Here is a 22,261-nt window from a genome sequence, read left to right as displayed (position 1 = left end):
TCTCCCGCGATCAGGCCGCCGGGGCGGGGTAGGTCGGGTACTCGACCCCGGAGACATGCTGGACGACGCGGATGACCTGGCAGGAGTAGCCGAACTCGTTGTCGTACCAGAGGTAGAGGATCGCGTTGTCGCCGTCGACCTTGGTGGCCCCGGCGTCGACGATCGAGGCGTGGCGCGAGCCGATGAAATCGCTGGAGACCGCGTCGGGGGCGCTGATGAAGTCGATCTGGCGCTTGAGCGGCGAGGTCAGCGAGACGTCGCGCAGGTGGTCGAGCACGTCCTCGCGGGTGGTCTCGCGGCCGAGCCGCAGGCTGAGGATCGCGATCGAGACGTCCGGCACCGGGACCCGGATCGAACTGCCGGTGATGGTCGCCTTGAGGTCGGGCAGCGCCTTGGCGACGGCGGAGGCGGCGCCGGTCTCGGTGATGACCATGTTGAGCGCGGCCGAGCGGCCGCGGCGGTCGGACCCGTGGTAATTGTCCAGCAGGTTCTGGTCGTTGGTGAACGAGTGGACGGTCTCCACGTGGCCGCGCAGCACGCCGTACTCGTCGGCCATCGCCTTCAGCGGCGGGACGATCGCGTTGGTGGTGCAGGACGCGCAGGACAGGATCTGCTCGTCGTCCTTGATCGTGTCGTGGTTGACTCCGTGGACGATGTTGGGGACGTCGCCCTTGCCCGGCGCGGTCAGCACGACCTTGGCGATACCGGGCCGCAGGTGCTTCGACAGACCGGCGCGGTCACGCCACTTACCGGTGTTGTCGATGAGGATGGCGTCCTTGATGCCGTACGCCGTGTAGTCGACCGCCGTCGGGTCGTCGGAGTAGATCACCTTGATCTCGTTGCCGTTGGCGATGATCGTGCTGTTGGCCTCGTCGACACCGATCGTGCCCTGGAACTGGCCGTGGATGGAGTCCCGGCGCAGCAGCGAGGCGCGCTTGACGAGGTCGTCGGCGGCCTGGCCCGATCCCTTGCGGACGACGACGGCGCGCAGCCGCAGACCGTTGCCCGAGCCGGCCTTCTCGATGAGCAGGCGGGCGAGGAGACGGCCGATGCGGCCGAACCCGTAGAGGACGACGTCGCGCGGATCACGGCGCTCGATCTTGTTGTCGCCCAGGGCGCCGGCGACGGCCCCGGCGGTGAACTCCTCGACGGACAGGCCGCGGTCGTCGCTCCGGTACGTGGCGGCGAGCATCCCGATGTCGATCTGGGAGGGGCCGAGATCGAGTGCGGTGAGCGCGTCGAGGAAGGGCAGCGTGTCGGTGACGGACAGTTCCTCACCGGCGATCTGCCGGGCGAACCGGTGGGTCTTGAGGATGCTGACCACCGACTTGTTCACCAGGGAGCGGCTGTGCAGCAGGACGGTGACGTCCCGCTCGCGGTGCAGCTTCCCGATGATCGGGATCATCGACTCCGCGATCCTCTCGCGGTTGTTCCAGTTGGTGAACGAGTCCTCATGGAGAGTCACAGGCACATCTTTCGAGCTAGGCGGCGCTCATATGTTAACCCACCCCTCGTTCGATCATTCGAACGGTGTCGTACGGGCTCGCCAGGGCATCCACGCCCGCGCACTTCCGGGGACACGACCCCCGGGATACGACGCTGCCCCGCACCGGAGTCCGGCGCGGGGCAGTGCGGGTGGCGAGGTGCCGGCTCAGGCGGCCACGGGGGTGGCGGCGGCGAGCTGGGCGAGGATGGCGGGAAGCTGCTCGGCGACCTCGGCGTCGTCCTGCGGGTGCAGCTCGGCGAAGCGGGTCAGGGAGCCGGGGATGGAGAACTTGGCGTCGGCCAGGACCGCGCTGCCCGCGACACCGAGGGACTTACGGGTCTCGTCCTGCGCCCAGACGCCGCCGAACTGGCCGAAGGCGGTGCCGACCACGGCGGCCGGCTTGCCGCTCAGCGCACCGGCGCCGTAGGGGCGGGACAGCCAGTCGATGGCGTTCTTCAGCACGGCGGGGATGGTGCCGTTGTACTCGGGCGAGAACAGCAGGAACGCGTCGGCCTGGCCGGCGGCCTCGCGCAGGGCCGCCGCACCGGCGGGGAGAGCACCCTCGACGTCGATGTCCTCGTTGTAGAAGGGGACGTCCCCGAGACCGTCGAAGACGACGACCTCGACCCCGGCGGGGGCGTGCTTGACGGCCGCCTCGGCGAGCTGACGGTTGTGCGAACCGGCGCGCAGGCTGCCGACGAGGGCAAGGACACGTACAGACATGATGAGCTCCTGAGGGTGCTGAGGCAGAGGGAACCGGACCTTGGTCCGGTTCACCTCTTCATTTAACACTCCAAGCGGACCGGGGTCCACTTTCCTGGTCTCCCCGTTACAGTAGGTTCATGAATGCGCACAGCGCCCCGCAGGAGAGGCGATCACCAGGACCGCAGGAGCTGACCGTCCTGGGCCAGCCCGGCCGGGAACGCTCGGACGCCGCACACAACCGGGCCCGACTGCTCGACGCCGCCACCTCGCTCGTGCGCGAACTGGGCGCGAGGAACGTCACCATGGAGGCGGTGGCCTCGGCCGCGAAAGTGGGAAAGGGCACACTGTTCCGCCGCTTCGGGGACCGCCAGGGGCTCATGCGGGCGCTGATCGACCACGCCGAGCAGGAGTACCAGCGGGCGTTTTTGAGCGGGCCTCCCCCGCTGGGGCCGGGCGCGGCGGCGTCCGAGCGGCTGGCCGCGTTCGGCGCGAGCACGATCTGCCACACCCTCGACCACCTGGACCTCTACCTCGCGGCCGAGCCCTGCATCGAGCGGCGCCACCTCGTCCCCGCCTCGGTGGTCAGGCTGACGCATGTGACGACGCTGCTGCGCCAGGCGGGCGCGAGCGGGGATGTCGAAGCGCTCGCCCACGCGCTCCTCGGCTATCTCGACACAGCGCTGCTCCACCATCTCCATGTCCGACGGGGGTTCTCCCGGGCCCGGATCGAGAAGGGCTGGCGGGAGCTGACCGACCGGGCGGTGCTCGCCGTGCCGAGCCGGGGAGTGGACACGTAAGCACTCTGGTACGGGGCACGTCAGCACTCAGGTACGGGGCAGGTCCCGGCCCTCCGGCTCCGTACCGCATCCCGGGCCACCGTCGAACTCCGCCGCGTCCAGCGCGCGGGTGAGCCGGTCCAGCCGGGATCGCAGGTCGTCGATCTCGTCCAGGTCGAAGCCGGTGGCCGCGGCGATCCTGCGCGGCACGCCCAGCGCGCTCTCCCGCAGTGCGTCTCCCCGCTCGGTGAGGTGCACCCGCACCGAGCGCTCGTCGCGTGCGTCGCGTTCGCGCCGGACGAGCCCGGCACTCTCCATCCGTTTGAGCAGCGGGGACAGCGTGCCGGAGTCGAGCCGCAGACGCACGCCCAACTCCTTGACCGCAAGCGCGCCGTGCTCCCACAGCACGAGCATGACCAGGTACTGCGGGTAGGTGAGCCCGAGGTCCTTGAGCAGCACCCGGTAGAGGCCGCCGAAGGCGCGCGAGGCAGAGTTCAGCGAGAAGCAGATCTGCCGGTCCAGGCGGAGGAATTCCCCGTCGGGCACGGAAGGGGTCGGCGTCGGCGTCACGGTCATGGACCCCAGCGTACCGGCCACACCATACAGTTGTGCACAACTTAATTGTGTACTCTAATGATGGCGGCGGCACACCGGGCCGCCGACGACGAGAGGGATGGTTTCGATGGACGCGCTGTACACCGCTGTGGCGACCGCCAACGGCCGGGAGGGTCGCGCCGTCAGCTCCGACGGCCGCCTGGACCTGCCCCTGGCCATGCCGCCCGCGCTGGGAGGCAACGGCGAGGGCACCAACCCGGAGCAGCTCTTCGCCGCCGGTTACGCCGCGTGCTTCGCCAGCGCGCTGGGGCTGGTCGGCAGCAAGGCGAAGGTGGACACGAGCGATGTGTCGGTGACCGCCGAGGTCGGCATCGGCAAGGACGACACGAGCTTCGGCCTCACCGTCACCCTGCGGGTCGAGCTGCCCGACTCGCTCGCGGGCGAGACCGGTGAACTCCTGGTCAAGCAGGCCCACGAGGTCTGCCCCTACTCCAAGGCGACCCGGGGCAACATCCCGGTCGAGCTCGTCGTCGAGTAGCCGGACCGCCACTGCCGCCGACCGGACCGCCGTACGTCACGCGGCGGGCGGCCCCGTGGGCCTCGTACGCCCCGGGGCCGCCCGCGTCACACCGTGACCGGCAGTCCTGCCAGCCCCCGGATCACGAAGTTCGGCTTGCGCACCGGCTCCCCCGCCGGGCGCAGACCGGGCGCCAGGTCCAGCAGGGCGGCGAGCGAGGCCGCCAGTTCGATACGGGCCAGCGGGGCGCCGATGCAGTAGTGGATGCCCGCGCTGAAGGAGATGTGCGGGTTGTCCCCGCGGGAGAGGTCCAGCGTCTCCGGGGCCTCGAAGACCGCCGGGTCGTGGTTGGCCGAGCCGAAGAGCAGTGCGACCTCGGCGCCGCGCGGCACGATGGTGGCGCCGATCTCGATCTCGTCGAGCACCCACCGCTCGAAGAGCTGGAGCGGGGTGTCGTAGCGCATCAACTCCTCGACCGCCGTGGGCAGCAGGGCCCGGTCGGCGCGGAGCGCGGCGAGCTGGCCGGGGTTACGGAAGAGCGCGTGCCAGCCGTTGACCGTGGCGTTCACCGTCGCCTCGTGTCCGGCGTTCAGCAGCAGCGCGCAGGTGGCGACCATCTCGGCCTCGGTCAGCTTCTCGCCGTCGTCGTGGGCCGCGATCAGTCCCGAGATCAGATCGTCGCCGGGCTTCTCCCGGCGGGCCGCGATGAGTTGGCGCAGATACGCGGAGAACTCCAGCGAGGCGGTGACCGCGCGGCGGGCCGTCTCCTCCGGCGGATTCAGCTCGTACATCCCGCAGATCGCCGCCGACCACGGCCGCAGCAGCGGCCGGTCCGCCTCGGGCACGCCCAGCATCTCCGCGATGACCGCGACGGGCAGCGGCTCGGCCACGGCGGTCAGCAGATCGCCGCCGCCCTTCGCCACCAGCTCCGCCACCAGGGTGCGGGCGAGCCGCCGTACGTACGGGGTGAGCCGGTCGACGGTGCGCGGGGTGAACGCCTTCGACACCAGCCGCCGGATCCGGGTGTGGTCGGGGGGCTCCAGCTCCAGCATCCCCTGGTCGTTGAGTTCATGGAACGGTTCATGTCCGGCCGGCGGCGGATTCCTGCCGAACTCCTCGTGCGTGAAGCGGTGTCCGTAGGAGCGGCCCAGCCGCCGGTCGCGCAGCAGCGCCGAGACGTCCGCGTGGTGCGGGACGAGCCACTGGTCGCTCGGCTCGTAGTAGTGGGCCCGGCCGCGGGCCCGCAGTTCGGCGTAGGCGGGGTACGGGTCGGCGAGGAACGCGGGAGACCCGGGATCGAAGTCCGGCATGCGAGGACCGTAACCGCGGCGGCCGCTCCGGCACCAGGGGCGGCCTCACACGCGGGCGAGTGCGCGGCGCAGCCGGGTGAAGGGCCGGGGGCGGTTCGCGGAGAGGACGGCCGTGGGTCTGCCGTCGCGTTCGTACACCGCGAGGAAGTCGCCCAGGGCCGGTTCGCCCTCCAGGACGCGTACCGTGTCGGTCGGCGCGCGGCGGCCGGCGAACTGTACGCGTATCCCGTACTGGTCGGACCAGAAGTAGGGACGTCCCGTGTACGTGTCGACTGTGCGCCCCGCGAGGAGGTTACGGACGGCCACGACCGGCTGCTCGACCGCGCTGGTCCAGTGTTCGGCCCGTACATGGGCGCCGAGTTCCGGCCGGTGGACCCGGGCGACATCGCCGACGGCGACGACATGCGGCGCGCCGGTCGCGCACCCCGCGTCACAGAGCACACCGTCGTCCACGGCGAGTCCGGAGCCGGCCAGCCAGTCGGTGCGCGGTGTGACACCGATGCCGACGACGACCACCTCGGCCGGGAGTGTGCGCCCGTCGGCCAGTTCCACGGACTCCACCCGGGTACGGCCGCGCAGCGCCACCACCCCCGCGCCACACAGCAGTCGTGTACCGCGCGGGCCGTGCAGCGCGGCGAGCGCCCCCGCCATCTCGGCGCCGAGCTGGGGAAGGAGCGGCATCGCCGCCGCCTCGACCACGGTGACGTCATGGCCGAGTCCCCGGCAGGAGGAGGCGACTTCGGCGCCGATGAAGCCCGCGCCGATCACCACCACCTGGCGTGGTCCCGCGTGCAGTTCGGCCCGCAGCGCCCGGGCGTCGTCGAGGGTGCGCAGGGTGTGAACGCCGCTCGGTGGCCGCCCTGTTGAACCGGGGAGGGTACGGGCGGCGGCGCCGGTGGCGAGGACGAAGCCGTCGGCCCTGACCGGGCGGCCACCGGCCAGGGTGACCTCGCGTGCCCGCGGGTCGAGGCGCGTGGCGCGCTCGCCGAGGATCCACTCGACGTCGAGCGCGCTCTCGTCCTCCGGTTCGAGCAGCCCCTCGGGGGCGGGCTCCCTCTCCTCGGTGAGGAACCGTTTGGAGAGCGGAGGCCGGTCGTACGGCTGGTGACTCTCCTCGCCGATCACGGTGATCCGCCCGTCGTACCCCTGGTCGCGCAGCGCGCGTACGGCGTGGAGCCCGGAGAGCGAGCCGCCGATCACGGCGACCGACCTCATACGGTGCTGCCCTCGGCGACGGTCACGGCGACGGCCGCCACGGCCGGCAGGACGCAGAGGACACCGTCGACGATCTCGACCCGGTGGGTTCGGACGGGCCTGCGCGCGGGCAGGCAACTCGGCGCACCGGTGCGAAGATCGAACGAGGCGGCGTGCAGCGGACATTCGACCTGGCAGTTCTCGACCCAGCCCTCGGAAAGGGAGGCATCCTGGTGCGTGCAGGTGTCGTCGATCGCGTAGAACGCGCCCTCGGTGTGGAACACGGCGATGGGTGGTTCCGTATCGACACGTACGGCTTCGCCCTCCGGCAGATCTTCAAGGCGGCAGACGGGAATCACAGGCCCCCCTCACGCGAATCAATATCGTACGGTTGTTCATGACGCATCGCGAGGCGCGATGCGCAACAGAATCCTGGCCGAACGCCCGGCCGTCAAGGGCTTCCAGAAATTCCGGAACACGACGGCCGGATCGGGACGCCCGGTGGATGGGATCGGGAACATGGCGGACACAACTGAAGAGACGAACGAGGGAAAGCGGGGGCCTTCGGGGTCCGTGCAGTCGGTCGACCGGGCGGTGAGCGTGCTGGAGATCCTGGCGCAGCACGGGGAGGCCGGAGTCACCGACATCGCCGACGAGTTGGGCGTCCACAAGTCGACCGCGTTCCGGCTGCTCGGGGTGTTGGAGAACCGGGGGCTGGTCGGCCAGGAGAAGGACCGCGGGAAGTACTACCTCGGCGCGGGTGTGCTGCGTCTGGCCGGGGCGGCGGCGCTGCGTCTGGACATATCCCAGGAGGGCGTCGGGGTCATCAGGACGCTGGCGGAGGAGACCGGCGAGACGGCCAACATCGCGATCCTGGACAGCGACGCGGCGGTCAACATCATGCAGGCGCGCGGCCCCGCCGCGGTCACCGCGCACAACTGGCTGGGGCGGCGCTTCGCGCTGCACGCGACGGCGACCGGCAAGGTGCTGATGGCCCATCTGCCGCAGGAGCGACGCGAGGCGCTGCTCGCGGACCCGCCCACCCGCTTCACCGAGCGGACGGTCACCGACCGGGCCGCGCTGCGGGCGGAGTTGGTGGCCGTGGTCGAGCAGGGGTACGCCTGCACGACGGAGGAGCTGGAGAGCGGGCTGAACGCCGTCGGGGCCGAGGTCAGGGCGTTCGACGGCTCGGTCATCGGGGCGATCGGGGTGTCGGGGCCCGCCTACCGCATGACCGGTGACTCGCTGCCGGGGACGGTGAAGAAGGTGGTGGAGGCGGCCCAGGAACTGTCGCGCCGTATGGGGCACAGCGTCTGAGACCGCCGCCCGGCGGGAGGAGTCCGACAGGGCGCCCGAACGGAGGCGTCCGACAGTGCGGCTGACGTGGCGTCAGATTTTGCCCCGGGCCGTGTCGGGACCGGTGAGCAGCGCTTCCCCGGGGGCCTTTACCTGGCATTAACCGGGCGCCCTTGACACTCCCTGCCGCCGTTCTCAGGATGTCTCACATAGCGCAACACGCACTGCACCGCGCAACAAGAGGCGGGGTGGTGTGGCCGGTGCCCGCTGTCCGGCCACAGCCCCGCCGTGCCCTCGCACCGCCGCGTACACGCCGTACGTCTCGCACCCCCCGCGTCTTCCATGAGCCCGCACAGCGCACACCCCTGAACGCACCGATCCGAGGAGGGGTATGTCCCGCACGCTTGACCCCGCAGCGCGCGTTGTCATCATCGGGGCCGGCATCGTCGGCTGCTCCCTCGCCGACGAGCTGACCGCCCGCGGCTGGAGCGATGTCACCGTACTGGAGCAGGGCCCGCTGCCCGCGCCCGGCGGCTCCACGTCGCACGCCCCCGGCCTGGTGTTCCGGACCAACCCCTCGAAGACCATGACCGCGTTCGCCACGTACACGGCCGAGAAGTTCGCCGGGCTCGACGTCGACGGACTGCCCTGTTACCACCGGGTGGGCGGTCTGGAGGTCGCCACGACCCCCGAGCGGTGGGCCGATCTGCACCGCAAGGCCGGTTACGCCGCCTCCTGGGGCGTGGACGGCGAGCTGATCACTCCCGAGCGGTGCGCCGAGTTGTGGCCGCTGCTCGACCCCGGGCAGGTGCTCGGCGGCTTCCACACCCCCGGCGACGGTCTGGTCCGCGCCGTGCTCGCCTGCCGGGCGCAGACCCGCCGGGCTCAGCAGCGCGGCGCGCGCTTCCTGGAGCGGCACACCGTCACCGGGATCGAGCGGGCGGACGGCCGGGTCACCGGGGTCGTCACCGACCGGGGCGGCTTCCCCGCCGATGTCGTGGTCTCGGCGGCGGGCTTCTGGGGGCCGGTCGTCGGCGAGCTGGCCGGGGTGCCCGTACCGCTGCTGCCGCTGGCCCACCAGTATGTGAGAACCGCGCCGCTGCCCGAGCTGGCGGGCGTCAACGATCCGCGTACCGAGGCCGGCCGGCCGATCCTGCGCTTCCAGGACGCCGATCTCTACTTCCGCGAGCACACCGACCGGATCGGTATCGGCTCGTACGACCACCGGCCGCTGCCCGTCGACCCGTTCACCCTGCCCGCGTACGACGACGCCGAGGTCATGCCGTCCTCGCTCGCCTTCACCGGGGACGACTTCGCCCGCGGCTGGGAGCGGTCCGTCCGGCTGCTGCCCGCGCTCGCCGCGTCCCGGGTCGAGGAGGGCTTCAACGGGGTCTTCTCCTTCACCTCCGACGGGATGCCGGTCCTCGGTGAAACCCGTGAGCTGCGCGGATTCTGGCTGGCCGAGGCCGTATGGGTGACCCACTCGGCCGGGGTGGCGAAGGCCGTCGCCGAGTGGCTGACCGACGGGCGGCCCTCGGTCGACGTCCACGAGTGCGATCTCCACCGCTTCGAGGACGTCCAGCTCTCCCCCGGCTATGTGGCCGAGCGCGGCGCGCGGCAGTTCGCCGAGGTGTACGACATCGTCCATCCGCTCCAGCCCGCCGAGCGGCCCCGGCCGCTGCGCGTCTCGCCCTTTTACGCCCGCCAGCGGGAGCTCGGTGCCGTGTTCCTGGAGAGCGGCGGGTGGGAACGGCCGCACTGGTACGAGGCGAACGCGCCGCTCGCCGCCTCGGTGGACCTCCCCGCCCGCGACGCCTGGTCGGCCAGGTACTGGTCGCCGATCGTGGCGGCGGAGGCGCGCGCCACCCGCGAGAGGGTCGCCCTGTACGACATGACACCGCTGCGGCGGCTGGAGGTCACCGGCGCCGGGGCCCTGGACTTCCTCCAGCGGATGACCACCAACCAGCTCGCGAGGAAAACGGGGGCGGTCACGTACACCCTGCTGCTGGACGAGGCCGGCGGGATCCGCAGCGATCTGACCGTCGCGCGCCTTGGGGAGCGGCTTTTCCAGGTCGGCGCCAACAGCGGCCAGGACCTCGACTGGCTGCTGCGGCACGCACCGGACGACGTGCTGGTCAGGGATGTCACCTCCGGCACCTGCTGCGTCGGGGTCTGGGGTCCGCTCGCCCGCGCGCTGGTGCAGCCGCTGACCCGCGACGACTTCTCGCATCAGGCGTTCGGCTACTTCCGGGCCGGGCGCACCTGGATCGGGGACGTGCCGGTGACCGCGCTGCGGCTGAGCTACGTCGGTGAGCTGGGCTGGGAGCTGTACACCGGCGCCGACACCGGGCCGCGCTTGTGGGACACCCTGTGGGAAGCCGGGCGGGACCTCGGGGTGATCGCCGCCGGGCGCGGCGCCTTCGACAGTCTCCGGCTGGAGAAGGGATACCGCGCCTGGGGCCGGGACATGACGACCGAGCACGACCCGTACGAGGCGGGCCTCGGCTTCGCCGTCCGGATGGACAAGGGCGACTTCACCGGCCGGGACGCGCTCGCGGACCGTGCGGCGCAGGCCCCCGGGCGCAGACTGGTCTGTCTGACACTGGACGATCCGGCCGCGGTGGTGCTCGGCAAGGAGCCGGTGTACGTGGACGGTTCGGCCCTCGGGTACGTCACCAGCGCCGGGTACGGCTACACGGTCGGCAGGACCGTGGCGTACGCCTGGCTGCCCGCGGCGCACGCCGTGCCGGGGACGGCCGTGTCCGTGGAGTACTTCGGTGAGAAGGTCCCGGCGACGGTCGCCGAGGAGCCGCTGTTCGACCCGGGCATGTCCCGTATCCGCCGCTGACCCGAACAGCCCTTCCCCGGAGGAGCACACATGGCACCGACGTACGACGTGATCGTCCTCGGACTCGGCGGTATGGGCTCGGCCGCCGCCTACCATCTCGCGGCGCGCGGCGTCCGGGTGCTGGGTCTGGAGAGGTTCGGCCCGGTCCACAACCGGGGCTCCAGCCACGGCGGTTCACGGATCACCCGGCAGTCCTACTTCGAGGACCCGGCGTATGTGCCGCTGCTGCTGCGCAGTTACGAGCTGTACGAGCGGCTGGAGCGGGACACCGGGCGCGAGGTGGCGACGTTGTGCGGCGGTGTGATGGTGGGCCGCCCGGACAGCCTCGCCGTGTCGGGGTCGCTGCGCTCGGCGCTCCAGTGGGACCTCCCGCACGAGATGCTCGACGCGCGGGAGATCCGGCGCCGCTTCCCGACGCTGACGCCGCGCGACGACGAGGTCGCCCTGTTCGAGGCGCGGGCGGGCCTGGTGCGCCCGGAGAACACGGTCGCCGCCCATGTCCAACTGGCCGCCCGGGCAGGCGCGGAGCTGCGTTTCGAGGAGCCGGTGATCCGCTGGGAGGAGCTGCCGGGCGGCGCGGGCGTACGGGTGCACACCCCCGAGGCCGTGTACACCGCGGGCCAGTTGGTGATCTGCCCGGGCGCGTGGGCGCCGGAGCTGCTGGCGGACCTGGGTGTGCCGTTCACCATCGAGCGGCAGGTCATGTACTGGTTCCGGCCGGAGGGCGGCGTCGCGCCCTTCCTCCCCGAGCACCATCCCATCTACATCTGGGAGGACGGGGACGGTGTGCAGGTGTACGGCTTCCCCGCGATCGACGGCCCCGGCGGCGGCGCCAAGGTCGCCTTCTTCCGCAAGGGCGCGGTGTGCACCCCGGGGACCATCGACCGGACGGTGCGCGAGGAGGAGATCGAGGCGATGGCCGCGCACATGCGCCGCCACATCCCGTCCCTGCCAGGCACCTTCCAGCAGGCGGCGACCTGCATGTACTCCAACACCCCCGACGAGCACTTCGTCATCGCCCGGCATCCGGCGCACCCGGCGGCGGTGGTCGTGGCCTGCGGTTTCTCCGGGCACGGCTTCAAGTTCGTCCCCGTGGTGGGTGAGATCGTCGCGGATCTCGCGCTCACCGGCGCCACCCGTCACCCCATCGAGCTGTTCGATCCGCGCCGGCTCTCCGGCGCGGCCGCCTGAGAGGCAGAACCGCCATGACGACCACGCCCCCGTCCGTGGAGAGCGGCACGGCCCCGAGCCTGATCGCCACGCTTCCCGGCCACTCCTACACCGACCCCGGGATCTTCGCGCTGGAGCAGGAGAGGATCTTCGAGTCGCTCTGGTTCTGCGCGGTGCGCGGCTCCGATCTCACCGGGCCCGGCGCGTTCCGTACCGTACGGATCGGCCGCGAGTCGGTGCTCGTCACCCGCAACAGAAGGGGTGAGCTGCGCGCCTTCCTCAATGTGTGCCGGCACCGGGGAGCCCGGCTGTGCACGGAGGAGTCGGGGCAGGTGCGCCGCAACCTCCAGTGTCCGTACCACGCCTGGACCTACGACCTGGACGGGAAGCTGATCGCGGCGCCCAACCTGGTGAGGATGCCGGACGTCGACCGGGTCGCGTACGGGCTGCGGCCGGTCGCGCTGCGGGAGTGGCTGGGGTACGCGTGGCTCTGCCTGGCCGAGGAGCCGCCGTCCTTCGAGGACACGGTGCTGGGGGCGGCGGTGGAGCGGCTGGGCGACACGGCGTCCATCGAGCGCTACCGCACGGAGGAGCTGGCGCTCGGCAGGCGCATCACGTACGACGTGCGGGCCAACTGGAAACTCATCGTCGAGAACTTCATGGAGTGCTACCACTGCGCCACGATCCACCCCGAACTCACCGAGATCCTGCCGGAGTTCGCGGAGGGCTTCGCCGCCCAGTACTACGTGGGACACGGCGCTCGGTTCGCGCCGCAGGCGCTGGGCTTCACGGTGGACGGCAGTGCGGGCCCCGGCCGGCTGCCCTCGATCGCCGAGGAGCAGGACCGGCGCTACTACGCGATCACCGTGAAGCCGGCCGTCTTCGTCAATCTGGTTCCCGACCATGTGATCCTGCACCGGATGTTCCCGATCGCCGCGGACCGTACGGTCGTCGAGTGCGACTGGCTGTACGCCCCGGAGGTGGTGGCCCGGGGCGAGGACCTGTCCACGTCGGTGGAGCTGTTCCACCGGGTCAACGTCCAGGACTTCGACGCCTGTGAGCGCACCCAGCCGGGGATGAGCTCCCGGGTCTACCACGAGGGCGGTGTGCTCGTCCCCTCGGAGCACCACATCGGCGCCTTCCACCACTGGGTGACGGAGCGGCTGGCGGACCGGCCGGGCTGACGGGCCGCCCCGTCGGCCCGGCCGTACCGGCGGCTCGTCTCAGAACAGGCTGAGGACCAGGCGCTGGACGATCGTCAGCGCGTGAGTGCCGTAGAGGAGCAGAACGGCGGCGGCCAGCGCGACGACAGCCACGATGGACCAGGTCAGGCGAGGGTTCATGGGGCGCTGATCTCCTTGACGGGCGTGGGGGTGGTGGATGTCCCTACATCGAGGACGCTGTCGCACAGGTCCCTGACGACGGGGTCATGGGTGGCGATCACCACGGCGCAGCCGCTGTCGGCCAGGGTGCGCAGGGTGTCGATGACCATATGGGTGTTGTCGATGTCGAGTGCGCCGGTGGGCTCGTCGGCCAGGACGAGGGCGGGCTGTTTGACGATGAGGCGCGCGAGGGCCACGCGCTGCTGTTCGCCGCCCGAGAGCCGGTGGACGATGTCCTTCTCGCGCCCGGCGAGACCGACCCGTTCCAGTGCCTCGGCGGGGGACGGCGCGGGCAGGGTCCTGCCCCGGTTCCGGGCGGGCCGGACGGCGATGCCGAGGTTGTCGGCGATGGTGGCGTTGTCGATCAGGGCGTAGTTCTGGAAGAGGTAACCGAGGGTGTCGCGGCGGTAGATACGGGTCTTGCGGGCGCCGAGCCCGGTGAGGTCCCGGTCGTGGTGGCGCATGGTGCCCGTGGTGGGGGTGTCGAGGAGCCCGAGGCAGTTGAGGAGGGTTGATTTGCCGGATCCGCTGGGTCCGGTCAGCGCGAGCATCCGCCCGGCCTCGATGGTGAAGGTCAGGTCCTGCCAGAGCACTCGGGTGCCGAAGGACTTGGACAGCCCGGCGATGTCGATCACGCTTCGGTGGATCCTTCCTTGATGATGCGACGGTGGAAGAAGGCCAGGACGGCCAGGGTGGCGGTGATCTCGACCGCGACCAGGCCGGTGATGACGGTCAGGTCCAGGCCGGTGACCGTCATCGGGGGGCGCGGGGCGGGGATGCCGAGTGCCTCGTACCGTGCGAGGCCCTGGTTGTTCTGCCAGACCTGGAGCGGTATCCAGGAGGCGAGCAGCGCGACGATCGCCGCCTCGGCGGCCAGCAGGGCGCGGTGGGTGCTGGTGAAGGTCCAGCCGTGGAGGTGCCGGGCGAAGATGCGCTGCGCGTTCTTGCGGGTGTGGACGATGACCACGCCGACGCCCGTGACGAACAGGACGGCGAGCGCGATGGCCAGGTTGAAGAGCTGGAGCCGGAAATCGGCGGTGATCTCACGGATCGCCTGGGCGGCGTCGCCCGCGACGGGGCTGACGGCGATGACCTCGCTGTGCAGGTCGCGCGCGTCGATACCGGCGGTGATGTCGGCGGGATCCGGGAAGACGATGCTCCGCTGGGAGGCGTAGGCGGTGTAGCCCTTGTCGCTGATGTAGTCGGCGCCGTTGGGGACGACGACGATCACGGGGTCGGTGAGGGACGAGTCGTCCGCGCGCCGGTCCTGCCCGGGGCGGTAGCTGCCGCGGGCGTTGTAGGTGAAGATCTCCTGATTGTCGGCGGTGGGGAGGACCGCGATCATCGCGGGCGTGATCCGGTCCGGATCAGGAGGGCTGACCAGGCCCGGCACCATCGCCTTGAGCTCAGCGGTGTGGGCGGCGAGATGCTGCGGGACCAGCAGCAGGATCCGCTGCGCGTCTCCGCTGCCGCCCGGGCTCTTCCCGGTGCTGCCCGGGTTCTCCTCGGCGGCGGCGCGCGCGTAGCGGCGGCCGTCCGGGCCGAGGATCTTCTGATGGTCGAGGAAGGTCCTGTTGACGACCATCAGGCCGTCCACCGGAATGTTCTGCCCGTCCCGGGATCTCCGGATGTCCTTCCGGCCGGCCAGGACGAGTTCGCCGTCCGCGTCGGCCGCGCGCAGCCAGGGGCCGACCTTCGCTTCGAGTCTCCGCAGGGAGTCGGCGGCTCCCAGGTAGCCGTTGAACCGTACGGAGGAGGCCTGCCCGGCCTGCTCGTACCGCGCGAAGGTGTCCTGCCGCCGGGTCAGGTCCTGTCCGGCTTGGAGGACCGAGGCCGCGATGCCCAGGGCGAGCAGCAGGGCGGGCACGCGGACGAGGTAGGTGGCGACGGCCGTGGAGCGGGCGGGTATCTCGCCCTTGAGGGCGGCCAGGGTGCCGGAGCGCGCGGTCAGGGCGAGCATCCCCGCGTGGGTGGCGAGGGTGAGGGCGGTGAAGGCGGCGGCCGTCGCCGCGGTGAGGGCGGTGAACAGACCGAACCAGGCCAGGTGGTTGTACCAGGCCAGCAGGGCGGTCGTCCCGATCACCAGGACCGAGAGGAAGGCCCCCCAGAAGCGGGCGAGCCGGAGCAGGTCACGGGCGAGGATCCCGGGCAGCGACATGCCCTGGAGGCGCAGCACCCCGTACGACTTGGCGTTGAGCAGCACACCGGCCCCGGTCATGGTGACGCAGACGAGGGCGATGACGATCAGGGAACGGGCCAGGGCTCCGCCGCCGTACGCGAAGGAGACCTGTTCGACGGAGGCGGGCCGGACATGCCGGGCGGTGAGACCGTGCTCCTCCAGCAGCTTGATGAAGGGCCCGACGGTGCCGGAATCGCCGAAGAGGTAGTAGAGGCCGCGGGGGTCGCGGTTCGAGAGATCGGACAGCGGGCGCGTGGTGGTGAGCTGCCCGGGGCTGAAGGCCGGGTAACCGCTGTCGAGCCAGCCGGCCCGGGGGCCGGTCGGCGTCAGGTAGAGATACCGGCTCCGGTCGGGACGCTTCAGGTCGGGTTCCTGACGGCCGACGGTGACGTCGTGGTCGCGGGCGAAGGCGTCGAGGGCTTCGCCGACGGCGCGGCTGGTGCTGGTGTCACGGGACTCGCCGACTTGGACGACCGCGTCGTAGCCCAGGGCCCACTGGTCTTCGAAGCTCTTCAGGAACAGGAAGGAGAACAGGGCGGAGAACGCCAGGATGACGGCGTGGGCGAACGTGACGCCACGATGCAGCATGCGTGTCCTACAAAGCTATGGGTGAGATCGACCGGCCAGGTGGTGGAGAGCGCGCGAAACCCCCGAGGGCCGCGTGGAACGCGGCTCCTCGGGGGCACGCTACGCATGCTGCCAGTGGGTCAGCAGCTCGTTCTGTAGTAGCTCTCGTTCCCCGACAGCGCGACCTCGGCCTGTGTGAGGGACCAGCCGCCGGCTGCTTCCTCGTCGCTGTCGATGTACTTGCCGACCGAGGTCGAACCGTGGCACTTGGAGCCGTGGTAGTAGTCCGACCAGACGATGGCGGTGCCCGCCCCGTAGTCCCAGGTGCCGCCCCCGATGCTGATCACGGTCGCCAGCGCGGGAGTGGCACCGGCCACCACCAGTGCCGTGGACACGGCCGCCATCTTGACTGCGCGCTTGAGGCTCATCATCAACCCACCTTTTCGACAAGGAATGTGCGTTGCAGGGCCGAACGATCTTGAACGTCGAGAATCTTCGCAGCAGATCGCGGTAGCAGGAAGTGATGATCAGGTCACAGGGTGGCCGAAAACGAACTGGAGTTCACCGAGTTCATGGCTCAACCGGCAAGCCGCTGCGGCCACTTGGTGAGAGACGACCTCCCGGGGCGGCTCAGACGGCGGAGGCGGTGGCACAGGCCGGGTGGCCCCAGCCGTCGGGGTTCTTGGCGATGGACTCGCCCGCCGCGTAGGAGCGTCCGCAGCGGCAGCGGCCCGGGAACTTGGCGTTGAGGGTCCTGCGCGACCCGGACTTCGCCGCGGGTTTGCCGCCCGCCTTCGCCGCCGTCCCCGTACGGGAGGAACCGGCCCCCCGGGCACCTGACGACCGTACGGTGTCGGGCGCGGCCGGGGGCTGCGGGGAACCGTGTTCGCTGCCCGCGGCGCGCTGGGCGAGCGCCGCCTGGCTCGCGGCACGGTCGGCGAAGTCGTTGAGCCGGTCGCCGTCGACCTGGTGCGCGGGGACGTAGCGGAACTCCACGGACCGGTCGCCGAGCAGCGCGTCGATCCGGGCGACCAGCTCCTGGTTGGCGACCGGCTTGCCCGAGGCGGTCTTCCAGCCCTTGCGCTTCCAGCCGGGCAGCCAGGTAGTGACGGCCTTCATCGCGTACTGGGAGTCCATCCGGATCTCCAGCGCGACCTCGGGGTCCGTGGCGGTCAGCAGCCGCTCCAGGGCGGTGAGTTCCGCGACGTTGTTGGTCGCCGTGCCCAGGGGGCCCGCCTCCCAGCGGACGGGGGTCTCCTCGCCGTCGGCGACGACCCAGGCCCAGCCGGCGGGCCCGGGATTTCCTTTCGACGCGCCGTCACACGCGGCGATCACACGTTCAGCCATGCCGCAGATCATGCCAGGCTCCGGCCCGCCGGGCGCGGGGCCCCCGGGCGGGCGGCCCGGGTCAGCCGGTCCCGGGGCCGGGGGCTGATCCGGAGCCTGGACCCGGGGCAGGGAAGGTTTCCAGGAGGCGCGGCGGGGCCGCCTGCTTCCAGGAGTCCACCAGGATGTCGTACAGCTCGTCGAGATCGTCCAGGGCGCGCAGCCGTACCCGGACCCACGCGGAGGCCGCCTCGTGGGCCGGCACCCAGAACTTCTCCGGCTCGGCGGCGATCAGCTCCGCCCGCTCGTACCGGGGGCAGCGGACCGCGAACGAGGTCTCGTCGTCCGGGACCGTGATGAACATCTTTCCCGCCACCCGGAAGGTCGGCATGGACCAGGCTTCCTTCTCCACCGTCTCCGGCAGGGACAGCGCGATACGGCGGACATCGTCGGAATCAATCACACACGTCAGCGTAGACGGGGGCACTGACAACCAGGCGGTACGAAGGGACGGACGCGGGCGCCGGCGACGATCAAGGGCGCCACCGGCATTGCCGAGGACGTCGTGATCACCTACGACAACGCCTCGGGACCAAGAAGCCCGACGGGTCGGCGTACGGCACCGCGGGCAGCGCCACCGCGACCTTCTCCGCGAGCGATCTCACCGTCACCGGGGTGACCGTCCAGAACCTGGCTGAGGTCCAAGCACCCGGAGATCACCGACACACAGGCGGTGGCCGTCAACGCGCAGGGCGACCGGCAGATCGTCCGCAGCGACCGGTGCATCGCCCACCAGGACACGGTCCTCAACTGGGCGCCGTCCGCACCGCAACAGTACCGCCACACCAACGCGGCCGGAGTTGCCTCATTCGCACCCTTGACCGGGGCATGCCACACCTTCAGGATGTCCCGCACACGGGCGGAGCCACGACGCACCACCGCCCGAGGAGCCTCACCGCTCCCGCTCCCCCACACCACCACACCCAGGAGCCCCCCATGCGACTGCGCATCCGCGGAAGCGGCGCCGTCCGCCGCAGACGGACCGTGACCCTCACCGCCCTCGCGCTCGCCCTCGCTCTCGGCGCCGGCGCGACGGCCAGCGGAGCCGGCGACACCCCTTCGGCCGCCGCGGCCAGAGCGGCCGCCGCCGAGGACCTTCAGCAGTACGAGATCCGGGCGCACACCACCTCCGCCACGCGTACGGCGCTCGCCGCGACCGGTGTGACCATCGACGAGTCGGACAGCGAGAGCGTGGTCGTCTCCGCCCGCGCCGCCGAGGTACGGAAGCTGCGCGCGCTGGGGTACGACCCCACTCCGCTGGGCACCGTGCCCGACCGCTCCGCCGGGGCGGACGCCGTGCCCTTCGACTTCCCCTCGGCCGACTCGTCGTACCACAACTACGCCGAGATGACGAGCGAGATCAGCTCCGTCATCGCGGCCAACCCCGGGATCGTGAGCCGGCGGGTCATCGGTACCTCGTACCAGGGCCGCGACATCGTCGCCATCAAGATCAGCGACAATGCCGCCACCGACGAGAACGAGCCCGAAGTCCTGTTCACCCACCACCAGCACGCACGTGAGCACCTCACCGTCGAGATGGCGCTGTACCTGCTGAAGAACCTGACCTCCGGATACGGCACCGACTCGCGCGTCACCAGCATCGTGAACAGCCGCGAGATCTGGATCGTGCCGGATCTCAACCCGGACGGCGGGGAGTACGACATCGCCACCGGCTCGTACCGGAGCTGGCGCAAGAACCGCCAGCCCAACTCCTCGTCCAGCGCGGTCGGTACGGACCTGAACCGCAACTGGGCCTACCGGTGGGGCTGCTGCGGCGGCTCCTCGGGCAGCGCCTCGTCCGAGACCTACCGGGGCGCCGCCGCCGAGTCCGCGCCCGAGGTGAAGGTCGTCGCGGACTTCGTACGGAGCAGGGTCGTCGGCGGCACCCAGCAGATCAAGGCGGCGATCGACTTCCACACCTACAGCGAGCTGGTGCTGTGGCCCTTCGGCTACACCACCGCGGACACCACCACCGGGATGACCGCGGACGACCGCGACGCGTTCGCCACCGTGGGGCGCAAGATGGCCGCGAGCAACGGCTACACCCCGGAGCAGTCCAGCGACCTGTACATCACGGACGGTTCGATCGACGACTGGCTGTGGGGTACGCACAAGGTCTTCGCGTACACCTTCGAGATGTATCCGTCGTCGAGTTCGGGTGGTGGCTTCTATCCGCCCGACGAGGTGATCACCCGGGAGACCAGCAGGAACCGCGACGCGGTGCTGCAACTCCTGGAGAACGCGGACTGCATGTACCGCTCCATCGGCAAGGAGTCGCAGTACTGCTGACGGCGTCCGGGTGACGGCGTCCGCACGGCCGCCGTGCCGCTGACGACATGACCGGACCGGAGCGCGCAGGGGCGTCCCCGCACTACCGGGGGCGCCGCTGTCGCGTACCCGCGGCTGCTGTGCGCGGAGCCGGAGGGTGCGCCGCCCGTGCGTTCAGCACCGGCCAAGTGTTCTGCCTCACCCGCCACTTGACGCCATTCGCACACATGTCCCGGGCGATCGGGGTAGCGTCCCGATCCGAACGGACAGTCAGGCAAGCGGTGAAGGAGGCGGGCGTGACGGAGCCATCCGATCCCACGCGGCCCGGGCGACGTACGGTGCTGGAACCGACGCATGTCATACGCCGCCGGCGGCCCCGCGCGCTCTCCGACTTCACCGAGCTCTTCCGCCCGGAGGACACCGGCACCGACGACCCGGAGGACGGCCGCGGCGAGGGCTGGGAAAACGTACCGCTGGGCGCGAAGCCGTCCGGACCGACGAAGCCGCCGAGTTCACCGAAGCCGTCGGATTCCTGGGACTTCCGCAGGGGGCATACGGCCTCCGATTCCTCCCAGGACACCACGGACACCGAGGAGTTGCCGCCCGTTCCCGCACCGTCGGGCGAGACCGGGTGGAACACCACGACGGGCCGCAGCGCCCGGTTCACCGCCTTCCTCGGCGTGGCCGGCGCCGGGGTGGTGGGCTTCGGGGTCGCGCTACTGCTCACCTGGGGCGGCTCGGAGGGTACGAGCGAGGCTGCCGAGCCGCCCGCCTCCTCCCCGTTCCCGTCCCCGACCGCGCCGCCCACCACGGCCCCGGCGCCCGGAACACCGCCGACCGCCGCACCCGCCGACCCGGGCGGGGCCGCCCCCGTACTCCAGGAGGGCGACAGCGGACCGGAGGTGAGCGATCTGCAGGAGCGACTGTCGCGCATCCCCAACGTGTACGAGGGCGGCAGTGTCAGCGGCACGTACGACACGGTGCTCACCGAGGCGGTCGGCCGGTTCCAGCTCTGGTACGGGATCCGGGGCGACGAGACCGGAGTCTACGGCGACGACACCCGCCGCGACCTCGAATCCCGTACCGGCTCCTGACCGCCCGGGCCCGAGCCGGCCGGCACACCACGCCGCGCCCGGGCCCGCCCGCGTCCCGCCGGTGCCGGGCCCGTCAGCCTCCCGGGGCGAAGTCCCCTGTCACCTCGGCGGTTTCGCCGGAGGAGACCGCCCGTGCCGTGTAGCGGTCGTCCTCGGCGTTGCGTCCGCCCTCGTCGTGGTTGTACTGGCCCGCGAAAACATGCTCGCCGGCCGGTACGGTCGCGCCGTCCCGCAGTGTCCACCGGTAGACCAGCGCGCCGTCGCGCACACGGACGGAGAGGGTGAAGTCCTGTTCGGGCAAAGACCGCCAGGAGCCTGCGTCCTCGATCCCGCCGGTGGCGACGACGCGCAGTTCCACGGTGAGCGAGGTCAGCGGCCTTTCGGTCCGGAGTGTGATGTTGCTCTGCGCCCAGTAGGCGTTGCTGTGCGGGTCCACCACCCCCTCGGAGCGGAGGAAGCCGCTCTCCGGGGTCGGCGAGGGGGCGGCCGAACCGGCCGGGGGGTTGTCCGGGGCGGCGGGCGAGGTCCGCGTCTCCGGTGGGCCTGCGGGACGCGACGTCCCGGCCGTGGCGTGGCCCTCCGGGCTCCGGCTCGGCGACCGCTCCACCGGGGCGTGCGGGGACGAGAGGCCCGGGGCGGGTTCCGCGGAGGGGCGCGCCGGTTCCGGGGAGGCCGCCACCGTCTGGTTCGGCGTCCCCTGGGTGGAGACGAGCGCGAGCGCCCCCACGCCGAGGGCGCCGGCCGCCGCTGCCGTCACCACGGCCACCCGCGGCCAGCCGGCCGGGCGCAGGGGCTGCGCAGGGCGCCCCACGGCCCTCGGGCCCGCCATGCCGCGCTCCACGCGCGCGAGCATGCGCTCCCGGTCGGGGCGGTGCTCACCGGCCGCCTCCCGCAATCGCGTGGGCAGGTCGTCGTCCACCATCAGCCCCTGCCTCCTTCGGTACGGTCCGCCGCCACCGTGGCATGCACCCGCTGCGCCGACGCCCCGGGGCCGAGCAGCCGTTGCAGCTCCGCCATACCCCGGGAGGTCTGGCTCTTGACCGTACCCACCGAGATGCCGAGAGCGAGCGCCGTGTCCCGTTCCGAGAGGTCGAGCGCGTGGCGCAGCACCACGCAGGCCCGTTTACGGAAGGGCAGGCGCCGCAGTGCCGTCCGTACGTCGAGCACCGCGGGCACGTCCGGGCCGTCGAACCGCTCACCGCGCTGTGACCAGAACAGCGCGACCCGGCGGCGCTCCCGAACGGCGCTGCGGATCCGGGACTTGGCCAGGTTCGTGACCACCCCGCGGGCGTATGCGACGGGGTGGTCGGCCGCCCTGACGCGGTCCCAGCGGTGCCAGAGCGCGAGCAGGGCGTCCGACGCGAGGTCGTCGGCCGTGTCGGCCTCGCCGGTCAACAGGTAGGCCAGTCGCGAGAGTTCGGCGTAGTGCCGCTCGAAGAACTCATGGAATTCGGCGTGGGTGGGATCGTCGACGACAGTGCCCACGATGCCGCTCCTTGTCTGCTTCCGCTCGATCACCGGCCAGGCC

The 22,261-nt window shown here is 71.4% G+C and carries 21 protein-coding genes; 8 read left to right on the top strand and 13 right to left on the bottom strand.

Features of this window, described 5'->3' with window-relative positions; all coding sequences use genetic code 11:
* Positions 1–10: 10 nt before the first annotated feature.
* Positions 11–1,465 carry a glyceraldehyde-3-phosphate dehydrogenase gene (locus ACIQ7D_RS19975; protein ID WP_403939262.1) on the bottom strand — a complete coding sequence of 485 codons (1,455 nt, stop codon included), beginning with the start codon at positions 1,463–1,465 and terminating at the stop codon, positions 11–13.
* Positions 1,466–1,651: 186 nt separating this feature from the next.
* Positions 1,652–2,209 carry an NAD(P)H-dependent oxidoreductase gene (locus tag ACIQ7D_RS19970; RefSeq protein ID WP_403939260.1) on the bottom strand — a complete coding sequence of 186 codons (558 nt, stop codon included), beginning with the start codon at positions 2,207–2,209 and terminating at the stop codon, positions 1,652–1,654.
* 119 nt (positions 2,210–2,328) lie between these two features.
* Here ACIQ7D_RS19970 and ACIQ7D_RS19965 point away from each other — a divergent pair, with 119 nt between their 5' ends.
* Complete coding sequence (locus ACIQ7D_RS19965) at positions 2,329–2,988, top strand: TetR/AcrR family transcriptional regulator (RefSeq protein ID WP_403939258.1); 660 nt, start codon at positions 2,329–2,331, stop codon at positions 2,986–2,988.
* A gap of 27 nt (positions 2,989–3,015) precedes the next feature.
* Here the strand turns inward: ACIQ7D_RS19965 and ACIQ7D_RS19960 are convergent, their stop codons facing one another.
* Positions 3,016–3,543, bottom strand: a complete 528-nt coding sequence (locus tag ACIQ7D_RS19960) for a MarR family winged helix-turn-helix transcriptional regulator (protein WP_403939256.1) — start codon at positions 3,541–3,543, stop codon at positions 3,016–3,018.
* 106 nt (positions 3,544–3,649) lie between these two features.
* Between ACIQ7D_RS19960 and ACIQ7D_RS19955 the strand changes: the two genes are divergently transcribed.
* Positions 3,650–4,060 (top strand): organic hydroperoxide resistance protein, encoded by a 411-nt coding sequence (locus tag ACIQ7D_RS19955; protein WP_384997340.1) that lies wholly within the window; start codon positions 3,650–3,652, stop codon positions 4,058–4,060.
* A gap of 86 nt (positions 4,061–4,146) precedes the next feature.
* On the opposite strand, the gene ACIQ7D_RS19950 is transcribed toward ACIQ7D_RS19955, so the two are convergent.
* Genes ACIQ7D_RS19950 through ACIQ7D_RS19940 form a run of 3 tightly spaced genes read right to left on the bottom strand, consistent with a single transcriptional unit; the run spans position 4,147 to position 6,902 of the window.
* Positions 4,147–5,349: a cytochrome P450 gene (locus ACIQ7D_RS19950; protein ID WP_403939254.1), complete on the bottom strand. Its 1,203-nt coding sequence runs from the start codon at positions 5,347–5,349 to the stop codon at positions 4,147–4,149.
* Between the two features lie 45 nt (positions 5,350–5,394).
* Positions 5,395–6,564 (bottom strand): NAD(P)/FAD-dependent oxidoreductase, encoded by a 1,170-nt coding sequence (locus ACIQ7D_RS19945; protein ID WP_403939252.1) that lies wholly within the window; start codon positions 6,562–6,564, stop codon positions 5,395–5,397.
* Positions 6,561–6,902, bottom strand: coding sequence for a bifunctional 3-phenylpropionate/cinnamic acid dioxygenase ferredoxin subunit (locus tag ACIQ7D_RS19940; protein WP_403939249.1), 342 nt, complete (start codon positions 6,900–6,902; stop codon positions 6,561–6,563). The genes ACIQ7D_RS19945 and ACIQ7D_RS19940 overlap by 4 nt, the downstream gene beginning before the upstream one ends.
* Positions 6,903–7,062: 160 nt before the next feature.
* Between ACIQ7D_RS19940 and ACIQ7D_RS19935 the strand changes: the two genes are divergently transcribed.
* The 4 genes from ACIQ7D_RS19935 (at position 7,063) to ACIQ7D_RS19920 (ending at position 13,041) form a co-directional block, all read left to right on the top strand.
* On the top strand, positions 7,063–7,860 hold the full coding sequence (locus tag ACIQ7D_RS19935; protein ID WP_403939247.1) for an IclR family transcriptional regulator: 798 nt from the start codon (positions 7,063–7,065) through the stop codon (positions 7,858–7,860).
* A 370-nt stretch (positions 7,861–8,230) separates the two neighbouring features.
* Positions 8,231–10,687, top strand: a complete 2,457-nt coding sequence (locus ACIQ7D_RS19930) for an FAD-dependent oxidoreductase (RefSeq protein ID WP_403939245.1) — start codon at positions 8,231–8,233, stop codon at positions 10,685–10,687.
* A 30-nt stretch (positions 10,688–10,717) separates the two neighbouring features.
* A complete protein-coding gene (solA, locus tag ACIQ7D_RS19925; RefSeq protein ID WP_403939243.1) occupies positions 10,718–11,878 on the top strand; it encodes an N-methyl-L-tryptophan oxidase in 1,161 nt (386 codons plus the stop codon).
* Positions 11,879–11,892: 14 nt separating this feature from the next.
* The gene (locus ACIQ7D_RS19920) at positions 11,893–13,041 is read left to right on the top strand and encodes an aromatic ring-hydroxylating dioxygenase subunit alpha (protein WP_403939241.1); all 1,149 of its coding nucleotides are present in this window, start codon (positions 11,893–11,895) and stop codon (positions 13,039–13,041) included.
* 155 nt (positions 13,042–13,196) lie between these two features.
* Here ACIQ7D_RS19920 and ACIQ7D_RS19915 read toward each other — a convergent pair whose 3' ends face one another.
* The 5 genes from ACIQ7D_RS19915 to ACIQ7D_RS19895 all read right to left on the bottom strand — a co-directional run bounded on the left by ACIQ7D_RS19915 (position 13,197) and on the right by ACIQ7D_RS19895 (position 17,774).
* Positions 13,197–13,874: an ABC transporter ATP-binding protein gene (locus ACIQ7D_RS19915; protein ID WP_403939239.1), complete on the bottom strand. Its 678-nt coding sequence runs from the start codon at positions 13,872–13,874 to the stop codon at positions 13,197–13,199.
* Positions 13,871–16,006, bottom strand: a complete 2,136-nt coding sequence (locus ACIQ7D_RS19910) for a hypothetical protein (protein WP_403939237.1) — start codon at positions 16,004–16,006, stop codon at positions 13,871–13,873. The genes ACIQ7D_RS19915 and ACIQ7D_RS19910 overlap by 4 nt, the downstream gene beginning before the upstream one ends.
* A 119-nt stretch (positions 16,007–16,125) precedes the next feature.
* Positions 16,126–16,413 (bottom strand): lactococcin 972 family bacteriocin, encoded by a 288-nt coding sequence (locus ACIQ7D_RS19905; RefSeq protein WP_403939235.1) that lies wholly within the window; start codon positions 16,411–16,413, stop codon positions 16,126–16,128.
* 202 nt (positions 16,414–16,615) lie between these two features.
* On the bottom strand, positions 16,616–17,344 hold the full coding sequence (locus ACIQ7D_RS19900) for a ribonuclease H (RefSeq protein WP_403939233.1): 729 nt from the start codon (positions 17,342–17,344) through the stop codon (positions 16,616–16,618).
* Between the two features lie 49 nt (positions 17,345–17,393).
* Entirely contained in the window at positions 17,394–17,774 is a 381-nt protein-coding gene (locus ACIQ7D_RS19895) for an MmcQ/YjbR family DNA-binding protein (protein WP_403939231.1), read from the bottom strand.
* 533 nt (positions 17,775–18,307) lie between these two features.
* On the opposite strand from ACIQ7D_RS19895, the gene ACIQ7D_RS19890 reads away from it, so the two are divergent.
* Together ACIQ7D_RS19890 and ACIQ7D_RS19885 are read left to right on the top strand one after the other, a co-directional pair.
* On the top strand, positions 18,308–19,660 hold the full coding sequence (locus ACIQ7D_RS19890; RefSeq protein ID WP_403939229.1) for a M14 family metallopeptidase: 1,353 nt from the start codon (positions 18,308–18,310) through the stop codon (positions 19,658–19,660).
* Positions 19,661–19,935: 275 nt separating this feature from the next.
* Complete coding sequence (locus ACIQ7D_RS19885) at positions 19,936–20,733, top strand: peptidoglycan-binding domain-containing protein (RefSeq protein ID WP_403939227.1); 798 nt, start codon at positions 19,936–19,938, stop codon at positions 20,731–20,733.
* Between the two features lie 73 nt (positions 20,734–20,806).
* Here ACIQ7D_RS19885 and ACIQ7D_RS19880 read toward each other — a convergent pair whose 3' ends face one another.
* Complete coding sequence (locus ACIQ7D_RS19880) at positions 20,807–21,655, bottom strand: hypothetical protein (protein WP_403939225.1); 849 nt, start codon at positions 21,653–21,655, stop codon at positions 20,807–20,809.
* The gene (locus tag ACIQ7D_RS19875) at positions 21,655–22,218 is read right to left on the bottom strand and encodes a SigE family RNA polymerase sigma factor (RefSeq protein WP_403939223.1); all 564 of its coding nucleotides are present in this window, start codon (positions 22,216–22,218) and stop codon (positions 21,655–21,657) included. Before ACIQ7D_RS19875 ends, ACIQ7D_RS19880 begins: the two co-directional genes overlap by 1 nt.
* Between the last annotated feature and the right edge of the window lie 43 nt (positions 22,219–22,261).

The organism is Streptomyces sp. NPDC096310 (genome assembly GCF_044763125.1).
In the GTDB taxonomy this organism is placed as follows: Bacteria; Actinomycetota; Actinomycetes; order Streptomycetales; family Streptomycetaceae; genus Streptomyces.
The sequence above is the reverse complement of the archived record's forward strand: the minus strand, read 5'-3'. Positions and strand labels throughout refer to the sequence as shown.